This is a genomic window from Winogradskyella sp., from assembly GCF_025210595.1.
GTDB lineage: Bacteria > Bacteroidota > Bacteroidia > Flavobacteriales > Flavobacteriaceae > Winogradskyella.
Map to the genome: position 1 here is coordinate 12,206 of NZ_JAOARH010000020.1, position 16,086 is coordinate 28,291.

18 protein-coding genes are annotated in these 16,086 nt (G+C 31.5%); all 18 read right to left on the bottom strand.

Going from position 1 to position 16,086, the window contains the following annotated elements:
- Window position 1: 1 nt before the first annotated feature.
- From N4A42_RS01605 to N4A42_RS01690, 18 genes are read right to left on the bottom strand one after another with little or no spacing between them, the layout of a single operon-like run.
- Window positions 2-712 (bottom strand): PIG-L family deacetylase, encoded by a 711-nt coding sequence (locus N4A42_RS01605; protein ID WP_294068924.1) that lies wholly within the window; start codon window positions 710-712, stop codon window positions 2-4.
- On the bottom strand, window positions 690-1,376 hold the full coding sequence (locus N4A42_RS01610; RefSeq protein WP_294068926.1) for a methionyl-tRNA formyltransferase: 687 nt from the start codon (window positions 1,374-1,376) through the stop codon (window positions 690-692). Before N4A42_RS01610 ends, N4A42_RS01605 begins: the two co-directional genes overlap by 23 nt.
- Entirely contained in the window at window positions 1,369-2,004 is a 636-nt protein-coding gene (locus N4A42_RS01615; protein ID WP_294068928.1) for a hypothetical protein, read from the bottom strand. The genes N4A42_RS01610 and N4A42_RS01615 overlap by 8 nt, the downstream gene beginning before the upstream one ends.
- Window positions 1,998-3,014 (bottom strand): UDP-2,4-diacetamido-2,4,6-trideoxy-beta-L-altropyranose hydrolase, encoded by a 1,017-nt coding sequence (gene pseG / locus N4A42_RS01620; protein ID WP_294068930.1) that lies wholly within the window; start codon window positions 3,012-3,014, stop codon window positions 1,998-2,000. Before pseG ends, N4A42_RS01615 begins: the two co-directional genes overlap by 7 nt.
- Window positions 2,998-3,702, bottom strand: a complete 705-nt coding sequence (gene pseF, locus N4A42_RS01625) for a pseudaminic acid cytidylyltransferase (protein WP_294068931.1) — start codon at window positions 3,700-3,702, stop codon at window positions 2,998-3,000. The genes pseG and pseF overlap by 17 nt, the downstream gene beginning before the upstream one ends.
- The gene (gene pseC, locus N4A42_RS01630; protein WP_294068933.1) at window positions 3,695-4,846 is read right to left on the bottom strand and encodes a UDP-4-amino-4,6-dideoxy-N-acetyl-beta-L-altrosamine transaminase; all 1,152 of its coding nucleotides are present in this window, start codon (window positions 4,844-4,846) and stop codon (window positions 3,695-3,697) included. The genes pseF and pseC overlap by 8 nt, the downstream gene beginning before the upstream one ends.
- On the bottom strand, window positions 4,846-5,865 hold the full coding sequence (gene pseB / locus N4A42_RS01635) for a UDP-N-acetylglucosamine 4,6-dehydratase (inverting) (protein WP_294068935.1): 1,020 nt from the start codon (window positions 5,863-5,865) through the stop codon (window positions 4,846-4,848). Before pseB ends, pseC begins: the two co-directional genes overlap by 1 nt.
- 44 nt (window positions 5,866-5,909) lie before the next feature.
- Entirely contained in the window at window positions 5,910-7,175 is a 1,266-nt protein-coding gene (gene cysN / locus N4A42_RS01640; protein WP_294069008.1) for a sulfate adenylyltransferase subunit CysN, read from the bottom strand.
- A gap of 53 nt (window positions 7,176-7,228) precedes the next feature.
- On the bottom strand, window positions 7,229-8,134 hold the full coding sequence (cysD, locus tag N4A42_RS01645) for a sulfate adenylyltransferase subunit CysD (RefSeq protein WP_294068937.1): 906 nt from the start codon (window positions 8,132-8,134) through the stop codon (window positions 7,229-7,231).
- Complete coding sequence (cysC, locus tag N4A42_RS01650; protein WP_294068940.1) at window positions 8,127-8,729, bottom strand: adenylyl-sulfate kinase; 603 nt, start codon at window positions 8,727-8,729, stop codon at window positions 8,127-8,129. Before cysC ends, cysD begins: the two co-directional genes overlap by 8 nt.
- Window positions 8,726-9,160 (bottom strand): DUF2061 domain-containing protein, encoded by a 435-nt coding sequence (locus N4A42_RS01655; protein WP_294069011.1) that lies wholly within the window; start codon window positions 9,158-9,160, stop codon window positions 8,726-8,728. The genes cysC and N4A42_RS01655 overlap by 4 nt, the downstream gene beginning before the upstream one ends.
- A gap of 1 nt (window position 9,161) precedes the next feature.
- Window positions 9,162-9,968 (bottom strand): 3'(2'),5'-bisphosphate nucleotidase CysQ, encoded by an 807-nt coding sequence (gene cysQ, locus N4A42_RS01660; RefSeq protein WP_294068943.1) that lies wholly within the window; start codon window positions 9,966-9,968, stop codon window positions 9,162-9,164.
- Between the two features lie 23 nt (window positions 9,969-9,991).
- Entirely contained in the window at window positions 9,992-10,855 is an 864-nt protein-coding gene (gene rfbD / locus N4A42_RS01665) for a dTDP-4-dehydrorhamnose reductase (protein WP_294068946.1), read from the bottom strand.
- Window positions 10,852-11,397, bottom strand: coding sequence for a dTDP-4-dehydrorhamnose 3,5-epimerase (gene rfbC, locus N4A42_RS01670; protein ID WP_294068949.1), 546 nt, complete (start codon window positions 11,395-11,397; stop codon window positions 10,852-10,854). Before rfbC ends, rfbD begins: the two co-directional genes overlap by 4 nt.
- Window positions 11,394-12,263, bottom strand: coding sequence for a glucose-1-phosphate thymidylyltransferase RfbA (gene rfbA / locus N4A42_RS01675; RefSeq protein ID WP_294068952.1), 870 nt, complete (start codon window positions 12,261-12,263; stop codon window positions 11,394-11,396). The genes rfbC and rfbA overlap by 4 nt, the downstream gene beginning before the upstream one ends.
- 2 nt (window positions 12,264-12,265) lie before the next feature.
- Window positions 12,266-13,321 (bottom strand): dTDP-glucose 4,6-dehydratase, encoded by a 1,056-nt coding sequence (rfbB, locus tag N4A42_RS01680; RefSeq protein ID WP_294068955.1) that lies wholly within the window; start codon window positions 13,319-13,321, stop codon window positions 12,266-12,268.
- Window positions 13,314-14,366, bottom strand: a complete 1,053-nt coding sequence (locus N4A42_RS01685; RefSeq protein ID WP_294068958.1) for a hypothetical protein — start codon at window positions 14,364-14,366, stop codon at window positions 13,314-13,316. The genes rfbB and N4A42_RS01685 overlap by 8 nt, the downstream gene beginning before the upstream one ends.
- A gap of 3 nt (window positions 14,367-14,369) precedes the next feature.
- Complete coding sequence (locus N4A42_RS01690; protein WP_294068961.1) at window positions 14,370-16,061, bottom strand: hypothetical protein; 1,692 nt, start codon at window positions 16,059-16,061, stop codon at window positions 14,370-14,372.
- Between the last annotated feature and the right edge of the window lie 25 nt (window positions 16,062-16,086).

Below are 16,086 nucleotides of genomic sequence, written 5' to 3' on the forward strand. Positions count from 1 at the left end.
CTTAAGCTATTATTCTAACAATATTAAATGCTTCCGCATATGGCTTTCCTACCATTACACCTCTTTGTTTTGCTAATATAGTTAAGGCTTCTGGTGATCTTGGATGCGGATAGTTTCTTTTTTCAAATTCATAACTTTCCATCCCTTTTATTTTCGCATCAATGTCCTTTTGAGATACTTCTATAAACATATTTGGAATAAAGTGTCTTGGATCTGTACTGGCACGCCATTCAGTTCCTGAAGGAGTTTCAAAGGTTATGATAGTCGACACTTTTTCATGCTCCATTGGTCTAGTAGCAGTTATTACAGCTTCAAACGTGCGTTGATGATCTATATTTACATCTCCTCCGTGATGTGTAAATATAACTTCGGGTTGAAACTGTGTTTTTTCTGCTTCTATAACTTTTATAATATCTAATAGGTTAACCGCATCAAATCTATTATCTGGAAAATCATAAACTCCCACAGATTCATATCCTATTGCTAATCTTGCACTTTCAATATTTTTTTTGTGCTCCTCCAGTTGTTCTTTCCATAATTCTGGATCTCTTTTATCTGATCTAGATGTTATTCCTTCTCCAAGTATAATGGTTCTAACAATAGCATTATGTTCATGTATTAATTTATGCATAGTAGCACCTAAGCCTAATAATTCATCATCTGGGTGCGCTACGACTACAAGTATTCTTTTATTTTTTAGTAATTCTAACATCTGCAATTATAGATTGATTAGCTTTTAGAGAAGCTCTTGTAAATTCAATTTTAAAATGATTTGTTTCTAAATATGCATGAGGATATCCTTCAGCATCCAGCATTCTAATATGATCAAATAAAGACTCTAAGTCTATTATTTGATCTGTAGCAATATTACTCATTTCAGGAGTTCTTCTTACAAATAAGGTAGATTCTCCTTCTTGAGGAACAGGTTGCATTCCTTTTTCTATTATTTCAGTAATAGCAATCGCCACTACTTTATTGGCTCTTAAAAAAACTTCTTCAGCAGTTCCATTCAAGTTAAGGTCTTTCTTTAAATAAATATCTCCTGCATCTATCTCCTCTGTTACTTTAATAGCACTTATTTTTGTAGTTTCAATATCTCTTGCTATCAAATTTTGAAGTGGACTACCTCCTCTACCAAAAGGCAAATCAGTCATATGAAATACTATACACTCAAAGTTTGAATAAATTTGTTCTGGTATATAATATGACCAATGTGGAATAAAAATATACTGAGGGTTTATTTCTTTTACCAACTCATAATTAAAATCATTCTTATCGTTAATAAAAGACCAAGTATCATTAGGGAAAAGGCTCTTCATCATATTAGGTAATGAAGCATTCCAACTTTTATGTGATAATATCAGATAATTATTCATCTTCCTTATATATTTTTAAAAAGTACTTTTGCCCATTATAATTAAAAAATGCAGGATACCTTTCGTTATCGCATATTCTAAGCAAATTAAACTGATCTTTAATTGTTTGATTTATATCTAACTCACTATCCTTATTAGTTCTTCTAGGGTAGAAACTCTCTTCCCCTTCTTGTTCTTTACCTTCAACAGGAAAGTTTCTTAAAAACTCTAAGATTAATTCTTGTGTTTTTATACCTTGTTGGTGTTTAATTTCAGTTAACAATTCATGACCTTCCAATTCCATGTACTGCTTTCCATAAATTCTTCCCGAATCTACTTTTTCTGCAGCCTCAAATAGTGTTACAGGAATTCTTGACACTCCTTCTAACACTTGCCAACTTACAGGTGACCAACCTTTTCCTTTTGGAAGATCACTTTCATGAACAACCAAATTATAATTGTTATAAGATAAATGTTTAAATATTTTTTCACAAGAAAGCAAGCACAAAACATCACCTCTCTTTACATCTTTATGCTCATTAATAAACACAACGTCATATCCAAATTCTTTTTCAATCTGTTGCTTTAGTTCTTCTGCATATGGAATAATCCATGATGTAGGATTATCTACAAGTATTTGAATTAACATATGGCTTGTTGTATTAGTTCTAAAAAGTGCGTTTTTTGCTTTCCGTCAAATAGTTTTTGTTGTTGGTTTATTTTTAGGTGGTAATTATTCTTGTCATCATTCAATATCATATCAACCTGGCTTTTAAAATCATCTGGTGTATATTCATTAAAATCTTCCGCTGCATATATCAACTCGTTTTCTACAAACCCTTTGTATATATTATATTGATTATCGATATAATATCCTCCTAATACAACCATTTTTACAGCGCATATTTCATAACTTATCGTACTAGTTGGCACTATTGCTAATTGGCAATTCTTCATTAACTTAATCATGTCCTGTTCTGATAAGCTCTTATGAATTGTTATTTTATCTTTATTGTCTTTTTCTAGATCAAAAATTTCTTTGTGCTTATAGGCGCTTCCAACAACTACAGATATTTTATCTATGGTTTTCAATTTCAACAAACCTTTAACACATTTCTCTGTAAGATTATAGAAATCAGCTCCTCCAAAACACACAAAAATATTCTTAATACTATTAATTTCTCTTTTTTGAGATGCTTCTTGCAAAAAGGAAGGTCTTAAAACTGCATATTTAGCACCAAGCGCATAAATAGTATCCTTTGAACCTTCAAAATCACTAGGGGTTAATGTTAATGAGTGATTTACAACAATATCAGCATACATCTTTTCTTTTGCTAAATCATCGATATACATTAGCTTATACCCCATGTTTTTTAATGCTAATTGATAATTACTATTAAAATGATATCCATCAGCTATAATGAAATACTCATTAGAAGTGAAATTCTCCTCAAGCCAAATTGGCTCCTCATTTATTTCTATGGATTCTGGAATAACTTGTAAGTTGTACTCTTTAGGAATAACATCAAGTGTAGAATTGCTTCTTGTGATAAAAATATAATCATAATTGTCTTTATATATTTCAACCAAAGCAAATAATCTAAACATATGGCCTAAGCCTGTTTCTGAATTACCATCTGCTCTAAAAATTAGTTTCATTATCAACTAACAATTTATATTTTAACTCAGCAAGTTTCCAATCCATAAGCGTATCTATATCTTGCCCTTTAAGTTCATCAATTTCAATAACTCCAGTATTATCGGTCCATAATACTTGTTTTTTTATAATAGTTTCTGGTTTAAAAAAATAAAACTGACCTGCATCATGAAATGCTTTTTCTAAATCTTGAGATCTTGAAGATTGATGTTCTGGATAGAACATTGTCATTTTTCCAAAAGAATTTTTTCTTACCGCTCTTTGTATTGGAAAAGAAAAAGGTAACACAGGAAATACACAATCGAAATTATTATTGTCTAATAAATTGCTCGCTTGATTTAATATTTCTGATGTAACAAAAGGAGCCGTAGGATAAATACAACATGCTCTTTTAATAATTTTTCCTTCTCTCTTATAAAACTCTATAATTTCTTTGATAACATCAAAAGTTGTAGCAAAATCATCTGAGTTTTTTTTACTTCTCAAAAATGGTACTTTCGCGCCATATTGTTTAGCTACTTCAGCAATCTCATCATCATCTGTAGAGACCATTACCTCATTAAACAAATTACTATTTAAAGCTGTCTCTATTGAATATGCTATTATTGGTTTTCCTAAAAAAGATTTTATGTTTTTTCTAGGAATTCTTTTACTTCCACCTCGTGCAGGTATGACAGCTAAATTAGTCATTTAAAAATTTAAATATTCTTTCTATGACAAACTCTTGTTCATCATCGGTTAAAGTTGGATACATTGGTAAACTAATACACTTAGAATAATAAACCTCAGAATTACTTAAATCAGCATTGCCATAACCTATGGTCTTGTAATAAGGTAAGGTGTGAACTGGTATATAGTGTATTTGAGCAAATACACCTGCTTGTCTTAAATAATCATAAAGCCCTTTACGGTTTTCAACCTCAATAACAAATAGATGGTGTGCATTATAAACTCCTTGTGGTAAACTTTGAAACTTAATTTTACCATCAAATGCTTGCTTATAGTTTTGAGCTATTTCATTTCTACGCTTAACACCAGCATCGTTTTTCTCTAATTGAGTTATTCCTAAAGCCGATTGGATATCTGTAAGCCTATAGTTAAAACCTAACTCTTGCATTTCGTAATACCAACCTCCATGATTTTCACTCATATTTTCTTTTGTGATGCCATGAGTCCTAAGCTTAGATAATTTGTTATACAATACCTCATCATTGGTTGTAACCATACCGCCTTCACCACAGGCTATATGTTTAACTGGGTGAAATGAAAAAATACCAATATTGGCATACATGCCATTTCCACATAATTGCTTATCTCCTTTTGAATCCGTAAAATATCCACCTGGTGCATGGCAAGCGTCTTCTATAATCCACAAATTATACTCATCTGCAAGGCTTCTAAATGCTTCTAGGTTTACTGGTAAACCAGCAAAATCTACAGGAATAATTCCTTTAAAAAAACCTTTAGGCTTACTTTCTATAAGTTGTTTAGTACTTTCTAAAGAAAGCGTATAAGTATCTGGATCTATATCTGCAAACCATACTTCACCACCACAGTATCTTACACAATTTGCAGATGCTGCAAAAGTTATTGGTGTGGTTATTACTCTTTCGCCTGGTTTTAGCCCTAAAGCCATAACAGCAATATGCAATCCTGCTGTAGCATTAGATACAGCTACGGCATACTTACTACCAACATAACTTGCAAATTTTTCTTCAAACTCTTTAACTTTTGGTCCTTGTGTTAAAAAATCTGCTTTTAGTGTCTCTATTACAGTTTCTATATCTTTTTGGTCAATATATTGACGTCCGTATGGAATAATAGAATTTTTCATTATACTTCAAAGGTTGGGTCTACGTGCTCTTTTATTAGCGTTCTTAAACTTTGTATTGTTTCCCAATCTTCATTCCCACCAGAGTTATAACTAAAACCTAAAGGTACTTTTTTAGCATTGAATGTTTCTATATATTCTTGTAAACTCCATTGATGAGTTGCTGGTAAAATAGTATAATATTTTCCTAAATCATAAGTATAAAAAGAATCTGAAGCCGTTATCATTTCTTCGTGTACTTTTTCACCAGGTCTTATACCTATTACTGGTTTTTCGCAATTAGGTCCTATAGCCTCAGCTACATCTAAAATCTTATATGAAGGAATTTTAGGAACAAATAATTCTCCTCCCCAAGCATGTTCTAAAGCGTGCATTACCATATCTACACCTCCTTGTAAAGATATGTTAAACCTTGTCATATTAGGATCTGTGATAGGTAATTTGTTTTCTTCTTTTTTCTTGTTAATAAAAAACGGAATTACCGAGCCGTTTGACCCCATTACATTGCCATATCTTACCACAGAAAATCTAATTGGGTTTTGCCCTTTTATATTATTTGCAGCGATAAACAACTTATCTGATGTTAGTTTGGTTGCTCCATATAAATTTATTGGTGCACAAGCTTTATCTGTAGATAAAGCTACTACGCGCTCTACATTAGTTCTAAGGCAAGCATCAACAACATTTTCGGCACCATTTATATTTGTTTTTATACACTCATCTGGGTTATACTCAGCTATATGTACATGCTTCATTGCTGCTGCGTGAATAACGTAATCTATATGCTGAAAAGCTCTTACCAATCGCTCTCTATCTCTTACATCACCAATAAAAAATCTAATTTGTGGGTACTTCTCTATAGGAAACTCTTGAGCCATTTGAAATTGCTTTTGCTCATCTCTAGAAAATATCACTAACTTTTTAATATTTGGGTGATTTTTAAGTATATGACTTGTAAGTGCCTTTCCTAAAGAGCCTGTTCCTCCAGTAATTAAGATTGATTTGTTATTTAATGTAAACATATTTATTTCTTTAACTTATAAGTTTATATTTTATTTCAAAATTATTACACAACCATTCCTGCTGCAACCGTTTCATTCGTAGTATCATCAACTAAAATAATACTGCCTGTTGTCCGATTTTCTCGGTAAGTATCAGTCATTAAAGGCTTAGTGGTTCTAATTTTCACCTTAGAGATATCATTCATTTTTAATTCTTTATCCTCACTATTTCGATCCAAAGTGTTAATATCTATTTTATAGACAATTTCTTTAATCATTGCCTTTTGATCGTTTGAAGTATGTTTTATGGTATATTTTGCTCTAGGTTTAGCCGGACTATTATTTAGCCAACATAACATAACTTCAATATCTTGAGAAGTATCTGGTTTATTGTTAGAACGTACAATCATATCACCACGACTTATATCAATATCATCTTCTAAAGTTATAGATACAGACATAGGCGCAAATGCTTCCTTAACTTCACCAGCATAGGTTTCAATAGTTTTAATCTTACTTGTAAAACCAGATGGTAGAACTGTAACCTCATCTTCAGGCCTCAATACACCACTTGCTATACGTCCTGCATAACCTCTATAGTCTCTGTTATTATCATTACTTTGTGGCCTTAACACTGTTTGCACAGGAAAACGTGCATCTACTTTATTAATATCACTACTAATGTGCATGGTCTCTAATGTGTGTAATAAGGGAGCTCCTTGATACCAACTCATTGCTGTAGATCTGTTTACTACATTATCTCCTTTTAATGCGCTAATTGGAATAAAACGAACATCTTTTACCAACATTTTTGACGAAAATTCTTCAAATTGGTTAATAACTTTGTTATATGCTTCTTCACTATAATCCACCAAATCCATTTTGTTGACACAAACAATAATATGTGGAATTTGTAAAAGTGAAGCTATAAAAGCATGACGTCTAGTTTGCTCAATAACACCATATCTAGCATCTACTAAAATAATAGCTGCATTTGCCGTAGAAGCACCTGTTACCATGTTTCTTGTGTATTGAATATGACCAGGTGTATCTGCAATAATAAATTTACGCTTAGGTGTTGTAAAGTATCTATAGGCAACATCTATTGTAATACCTTGTTCTCTTTCATCTCTTAATCCGTCAGTAAACAAAGCTAAATCAACTCCTTCATGACCTTTCTTCTTACTTGTATTTTCTATGGCTTGTAATTGGTCTTCAAAAATAGATTTAGAATCATAAAGCAACCTTCCTATGAGAGTGCTCTTACCATCATCTACACTACCTGCTGTGGTAAACCTTAAAAGCTGATTGTTATCTAACATGTGTTTTATATATGAAATGTTTCCGATAGTAATCGGAACAACATTAAAATTTTTACTTTAAATTAAAAATATCCTTGACGCTTACGATCTTCCATGGCAGATTCAGAACGTTTATCATCACTACGGTTTCCGCGTTCTGTTTGACGCATTCCAGAGACCTCAAGTGCAATTTTTTCTATGGTATCTGCATCAGATTCAATTCCGCCTGTTATTGTAATATCACCTAAAGTTCTAAAGCGTACTTTTTTTGTTACAATTTCTTCGGAATCTTCTAATATTAGGAATTCAGAATTTGGAATCCAGGAATCTTGTCTTCTAACTACTTCGCGCTCATGTGCAAAATAAAGTGAAGGTATTGCTATGTTTTCTCTTTTTATATAATTCCAAACGTCCATTTCTGTCCAATTACTAATAGGAAAGGCTCTAAAGTGTTCTCCTTCAAAATGTTTTCCGTTAAAAATATTCCAAAGCTCTGGCCTTTGGTTTTTTGGATCCCATTGCCCAAAATCATCTCTATGTGAAAAGAAACGTTCTTTAGCTCTTGCTTTTTCTTCATCTCTTCGTCCTCCTCCAATAGCGCAATCTATTTTATTATGCTCTATAGCATCTAAAAGTGTAGTAATTTGAAGTGCATTTCGTGTGGCATTTTTTCCTTTTTCTTCTGCTACTCTACCTTCATCTATAGACTCTTGTACAGACCCAACAATAAGTTTAACACCAAGTTCTTCAATGATATCGTCTCTAAACTTAATAGTTTCAGGAAAATTGTGTCCTGTATCTACATGCATTAAAGAAAAAGGAATTTTACATGGATGAAACGCCTTCTTGGCTAAATGAGTTACAACAATAGAATCTTTACCACCCGAAAATAATATGACTGGATTGTCAAATTGTGCCCAAACTTCTCGTAAAACATATATCGCTTCACTCTCTAACTCGTCAAGGTAATTTAAATAATATTTACTCATCGTTGAGTTTTAATTTTAATGTTATAAAATCTACAATCCGTTGAGCGGCTGCTTCAACAGACTCTTCTTCTGTTTTTATTTCTATATCAGGATTTTCTGGCGCCTCATAAGGTGCTGAAATACCTGTCATATTTTTTATTTCTCCTGCTCTTGCTTTTTTATAAAGCCCTTTCACATCTCTACGTTCACACTCTTCAATACTTGTGTTGACATAAACCTCAACAAAGTTAACATCTTTAACTATAGTTCTTATATTATCTCTGTCTTTTTTATAGGGAGAAACAAAAGCAGCTAGTGTTACTAAACCTGCATCAATCATTAAATTAGACACCTCTGCAATTCTCCTAATATTCTCTGTTCTATCCTTAGGTGAAAACGATAAATCATTATTTATACCATTTCTAATATTATCACCATCAAGCGAATAGGTTTTTATTCCTTTTTGATACAACTTTTGCTCTACTACATTTGCTATTGTAGATTTTCCAGAACCTGAAAGACCTGTAAACCATAACAAAAAAGAATTGTGATTATTACGTTGTCTTCTATCGTTTTTAGATATTTGATAATTATGAGGTACGATGTTATCTTTCATTTTAATCTTCTTTTTCTTTTAGACAACCCAAAGTTTATTTTATACCAAGCACGTTCATGTAAATAATACAGAATCATTTTTGTAACCACTTCTACAAAACTTATTTGTAGCGCTACAAATGAATCTCCTGAAATAATCCAAGCTAAAGTCATTGTATCTAATGTACCTATAAAACGCCAAGTAATCGTTTTTGCTATATGACGCTTTCTGCTTTCTAGTTTTATTCCATTCTTAGAAAAATTTATTTTATACCATACACGCTCGTGCAAATAGTATAATACAGTTTTGGTTGTTACTTCAGCTAAGCCAATCTTTAAACCTGCTAATGGATTTCCTATGATAATCCAAGAAAGCATAATAGTGTCTAAGGTTCCTAATATGCGCCAAGTAATTGTTTTTGCTATATGTCTTTTGTACGAAACATCTGCCATATTACTTGCTGACAATAAAATAGCTATTAAGTAAATTTTCTTTGTTATATTGTAATGTTTCGTTGGTTTCATTAGAAATTACCTTTACACCAACGGCTTCGCAAATAGATTGACCTGCTGCCGTATCCCATTCCATTGTTGGTGCAAAACGCGGATAAATGTCTGCTTTGCCTTCTGCTACTAAACAAAATTTTAATGAACTTCCTTTAGAAACTATACTCACTTTTTTCCCAGAAGATTTTAAACTTTCTATAAAATCTAATGTTGCTTGACTCATGTGCGACCTACTACCTACAACTTCAATGTTATTTGAAGCCCTTTTGGGTTGAAGTTCAATGGTATTATTAAAAATACTTTCTAATGATGCCTTATGTGAAAGTAACTCAGCTTTGTAAGCTCGTTTTTTTGTGACGTCTGCAAAATATAAGGTTTGGGTTGCTGGTACGTAAATAACACCTAACCTTGGCTTACCTTGCTCTACAAGCGCAATATTAACGGTAAACTCACCATTTCGTTTTATAAATTCTTTTGTACCATCAACTGGGTCTACAATCCAACATGTACCCCATGATTTTCTAATAGCATAATCAATTTGTTTATTTTCTTCGCTAATTATAGGAATATGAGTTGGTTTCAAGCAGCTATTTATTACGTCATTTGCTTCTTTATCTGCCTGAGTTAATGGTGACTTATCATCTTTATATTCTACCTCTATTACTGAGTTATAAACATCCATTATTGCTTCACCTGCTTTAAGAGATGCTTCAATAGCTATAGTTAAGTTTTTATCTATGCTTAGTTCTTTCACGGAAAGATTGTTTTGGGTATTGATTATGAAAGTTTATTTAAATTTAAAATGGCTTTCCTGAGACTTTTTCTCCAATGCGGAATAGTAATATCTAAACTTGCTTTTATTTTTGTCTTATCTAGTACACTAAAATTTGGTCTCGTAGCAGGTGTAGGATAATTTTTTGTTTTAATAGGTGAAACTTTAATATCTGTTTTAGTTTCTTCAAAAATAGCAACTGTAAAATCGTACCAACTAGCAACACCTTCGTTACTGAAATGATATAATCCAAAAGCATTATTATTTTTATTTATAATTTCTAATAATATTTGAGCTAAATCTTTAGCATAAGTTGGTGTACCTATTTGATCTGAAACCACGCTAATCTCATCTCTAGTATTCGCCAAACGAAGCATGGTTTTTAAAAAGTTATGATTATACTCTGAATACAACCAAGAGGTTCTAATAATAAAATACTGACTACATGTTTCTTGTATTGCTATTTCACCTTTTAACTTACTAAGACCATAAATACTAAGTGGGTTGGTTTCATATGTTTCGTTATAAGGCTTTGAAGCATTTCCATCGAACACAAAATCTGTTGAAATATGAATTAAAACCACATTATATTCTGAACAGATTTTAGCCAAATGTTTTACTCCTATTTCATTTACTTTATAGGCAGCATCTGTATCTTCTTCAGCCTTATCAACCGAAGTATAAGCAGCACAATTAATACACCAATTGATGTTATTAGATTTAAAAAAATCATCTAACTCTGATGTGTTAGTAATATCTAAAAAAGATTTATCAGCAAATAAAAACTTAATATTTGAGTACTTATCTTGAATAGACTTAATGCATGTTCCTAATTGACCTTTTGAACCAGTAACTAATACATTTGTCATAGTTTAGCATCATTAAAGTTAGGAAATAATGTGTCTTTTTCTGAAATTATTAAATCTACATCTTTAAAATTCCAATCAATATTAAGCGTTTTATCATTATAAATAATACCACCTTCTGAAGCTTTATTATAATAATTATCACATTTGTACGAAAAGATAGCTGTATCACTTAATACTAAAAAACCATGAGCAAAACCTTTAGGTATAAATAATTGCTTTTTATTATCTTCAGATAATTCAATTGAAAAATGCTCTCCAAAGGTTTTAGAGTTTTCTCTAATATCTACAACAACATCTAACACGCACCCTTTAACAACTCTTACAAGCTTAGCTTGTGCAAACTCACCTTTTTGATAATGTAGTCCTCTAATTACGCCTTTTGAAGAAAAAGACTCGTTATCTTGAACAAAGTTAACCTTTAGTTTTAAACTATCATTAAATGTGTTTTGATTAAAGCTTTCAAAAAAATAACCTCTACTATCTCCAAAAACCTTTGGTTCTATAATAAAACAGCCTTTTAATTTAGTTTCTATAATATTCATGTTCTACCTTTAAGTAATCCTAGCAAGTTTTTGCCATAACCACTCTTCATAAGTGGTTCTGCTAAAGCTCGAAATTGATTTTCATTAATAAACCCCATTTCGTAAGCTGCAGCTTCAATAGAGCCTACTTTTAAACCTTGGCGTTCCTCAATAACTTCAACAAATTGTGAAGCTTGCATTAAAGATTGAAAGGTTCCTGTATCTAACCAAGCTGTGCCTCTATCTAATATGCTTACGTTAAGTTTATTTTGCTCTAAATAAGCTTTATTGACATCTGTAATCTCTAATTCTCCTCTGTGGCTTGGCGCTATGTTTCTTGCAATTTCAACCACAGAATTATCGTAAAAATAAATACCAGGAACTGCAAAATTAGATTTTGGAACTTTAGGTTTTTCTTCTATAGATATGGCTTGTCCATTTTCGTCAAATTCAACTACGCCATAGCGTTCAGGATCGTGAACTCTATAAGCATAAATAATACCCCCATTAGGATTATTATTTGCTTGAAGTAATTTTGAAAGTCCAGAGCCATAAAATATGTTATCACCTAAAATAAGTGCAACCTTATCGTTTCCTATAAAATCAGCACCTATAATAAAGGCTTCGGCTAAACCATTTGGGTGCTCTTGGATTGCATATTCAAACTGGCAACCAAATTTTCCCCCATCTCCTAATAAACCTTTAAAAAACAATAAATCTTTAGGCGTAGAAATAATTAATATCTCTTTGATACCTGCATACATTAATGTAGACAAAGGATAATAAATCATGGGCTTATCATAAACAGGCATAAGTTGTTTACTGATAGTCAAGGTTAATGGATGTAGTCTAGTCCCTGAACCCCCAGCTAAAATAATTCCTTTCATTGTTATCCGTACTGTTTTTGATAATAAGCTTGATATGCACCATTAATAATATTAGCTAACCATCTTTTGTTATTTAAATACCAATCTATCGTTAATTCTAAACCTTGTTCAAAAGTTACAGATGGCTCCCAACTTAATTCATTTTTAATTTTTGAAGCATCAATTGCATATCTTAAGTCATGACCTGGTCTATCTTTAACAAAAGTGATTAATTGTTCTGATGCTTTTGATGCTCTATTGAGTTTTTGATCCATCTGCTTACACAACAACTTTACTAAATCAATGTTTTTCCACTCATTAAATCCACCAATATTATAGGTTTCACCTTGTTTTCCTTTATGAAATATTAAATCTATAGCAATGGCATGATCTTTAACATACAGCCAATCTCTTGTATAATTTCCATCTCCATAAACAGGTAATGGTTTATTATTAATGATGTTATTGATAAACAACGGTATTAATTTTTCTGGAAACTGATTTTGTCCATAATTATTTGAGCAATTAGAAATAACATAGGGCAACTTATAAGTTTCACCATAAGCTCTTACAAAATGATCTGAACTTGCCTTTGAAGCAGAATAAGGCGAATTAGGGTCATAAGGTGTAGTTTCAATAAACAATCCTGTTTCACCTAAAGTCCCATAAACCTCATCCGTACTAATATGGTAAAACAATTTATCTTCAAAATCATCTTTCCAACAATCCTTAAATGCATTTAACAACACAATTGTTCCTATAACATTTGTTTTTACAAATGCTAATGGATCTGTAATTGAGCGATCAACATGAGATTCAGCTGCTAAATGAATTACACCTTCAAACTTATAAGTATCGAAAAGTTCTTGTATAAATAATTCGTCTGTAATATCTCCTTTTATAAAAGTATAATTAGGTTGATTTTCTAAATCGCTCAAATTTTCTAGATTCCCAGCATAAGTTAATGCATCTAGATTATAAATATGATAATTAGGATATTTTTGGACAAATAGTCTAACTACATGAGAACCTATAAAACCTGCACCACCTGTAATTAGTATTGTCTTACTTCTACTCATAATCTTTGATATAATTAAAGACTTTTACAAAAATAAATGTGAAAACAATTATAGCTAAAGCTACGATAGGAAATAATACCGAGTACCTCTTCATAAAATTCTTTTGAGGTGTTCCCATCTCTTCAAAACTAGACAAAACATCATAATATTCACTTTCTATAATCATTTGCTGATCTATGTCTCTTATTGAATCCCTTAACCTTACTTCTTGACTAAACAAATCGTACTCCCTTGTTATAGGCTTTTCGTTAGTTAAAGGAAGAAGTCCTTCAACACCTATTTTATAACCTTCTTCTTTTGACTGTTCTTTTAAAACTTCTAAATAAATTTTCTGTAAACTATCATTTCGTTCTAACTGCTTAGAAAATGTCTTTCTTTTAATCTCAAAAAATCTATCTCTTAAGTTTTTTTGCTTTTCAGAGTGCTTGTTTTTAAATGTCTTTTCAAAGCCTTTCTCTAGACTCGTAAAAATATCTTTTTTATAAGATGATGCGGTAATAGAAAACGTAGTTCCAGATAAAATATTTCTATTTTCTATATAAATTTCAAATGTAACATCTTTAGCAATAGTACTATCGATATTCTTTAAATAGGAATCATACTCCACAAGAATATCATTAGGTGTTTCAGGCCCCACTTCTATCTCAAAAGAAATTAATTCTTTAGCATCTAAAGTATCAAGTTCAAATATTTTAGATAGCTGATTATAATCATTGGATGATATTAAGGCATTAAAGTAATCGACATTATTTGCTAATTGATATTTTGAATCAAAATAAGGTTTAACCAACATATCAGATGCATAAACAGGCTTATTAAATTTTTCTAAAACAAATCCTATTACTGCTGCAACCATTAGAATTACCGCAATTAATTTAAAATTATTTACAATTGGTTTTAGTGCATAAATTATAATTTTAAAAACACCTAATAAAATCTGCTTTATAAATGAAAAGAATTTTTCAAATAACCGTCCTATTGCATTAAATAATTGCCCTAAATCTACTTCTTCGTTTTGAGTATTTTCTGGTAATTTATCACTCATATATTATGAATTAAATATTTGTTCAAGTATTTTTTTTGTTATTACATAGGTTGGTTTCACACCTGAAGTGCCTAATCCTCCAGAAGCTAAAGTGCTTCCTGTTTCTAAAGGGTTGTCACTTGCATAATACGCATATCTAACTTTTACATCTTCGTTAATGCTGCTTCTTACTTTAGATGCAGCTTGAATTGCTTTTTGATAATGCGCACCTTCCATCTCAAGACCTATGACATTCCATGTAGAATTTTTAAAAAACTTTAAAATCTCCTTATTCTGTAAAGATGTGCCTAAAACGGTTATCATAGTGCCTTCATAAACGTCAACTCCACAATCTAATAAATCGCTTTTGTTTAACTCATTTTTAAATGGGTAATTATCTGCTGTGCCTTCAAAAATATGAGCTGATGGTATCATTACATCTCCTTTTCCTCCTTCAAGAATACCTGCTTTACCCATAATAGATATTGATTTAACATCTAAATGGATCTTTTGATCATCTATTATAACAGGTTTTAAAAACTCATCTAAGGTTTCATAAGCTTGTTCTCCAAAAGCATAATCCATTACAAAAATAACGGCTTTGTTATCCTTGTCTGATTCCTTGTAATCAAAATCTGTCTTAGAAAAATCTATTTTATCTGTATCAAAAATTTGTACATCAATGTTGGTTCCAGAAGTGTCTTTTATATAGATCATTCCGTTTTGCAACGCTGATTTTTCTACTTTATTGCGCATTGAGACACTTTTAGAATCACTAAGTGTTTCGTATATCTCAAAAATGTTCTTTTCAGACTCTGTTCCTTTTAAAGTTCCTTTTACAAACAATGAGTTCATAACACTATGCATATTGGCGCTTATGATATGAATAGGTCTTTGTAATAAACCTTGCTTATGCAATACAGACTTTATATTATCTGCCCAAATTTCTCCGTGAATATGATGTCCTAAACGCTCTCTTAATACAGGGCTAAAAGTTATTGTTCTTTTATTGCTATTAACCACCTCTTCTATAGCCAATTTACCTAACCAATAAACAATATGCAGTAAACGTTCTGGTTGGTTTTCGGTGGCAAATTTCGGGTAGGCTTCTGTTAATTCATTAAAGGTTCTGCCTAAAATATTTGCCGTATGCGTTATGGCTATTTCGCGTTCTTTTTGAGTTAGTTTTTTCTTTGTTGTAACGGCCGTTTCTAACTTTTGCCAATCTCTTACTGTATCTCCCTCTTCATTGATTAGTACGCGCTTACTAATTTTATGAGACTCAACAAACAAAAAGGTTAAATGGGTTAAAATGTCATAAATCTCTGAGCGTCCTCTAGTGATTTCAATATTCATCTGCTCATCGTCTATACGATAACAGTTACGTCTTCGTTTTGGAGGAATTATAGGCTTAAAATGAGAATTAGCATAACCTTCATCACTAGTTAGGTTTATGAATGTACATTCTTCAATGCCTTGAGGTAAACGATCTATAACATATAGCAATCCATCTAATTCTGCCTTCTCATCTGCTATTGAGCCATAGATTTCTGGTCGTAATAATAATAAAGCTTCTCTTAGAGTTTCTCCAGAAACTCCCATGGGTTTATAAAATCCACGATTAAATAAATGACGCATGGTAATGTACATGCGCTCAATAGCGTTTGAGCTTTCTTGAGCCCTTGTTCTTTCGTGTCTTTTTTTAGTTGTACCCATACCCTATTTTAACCTACAAATATAC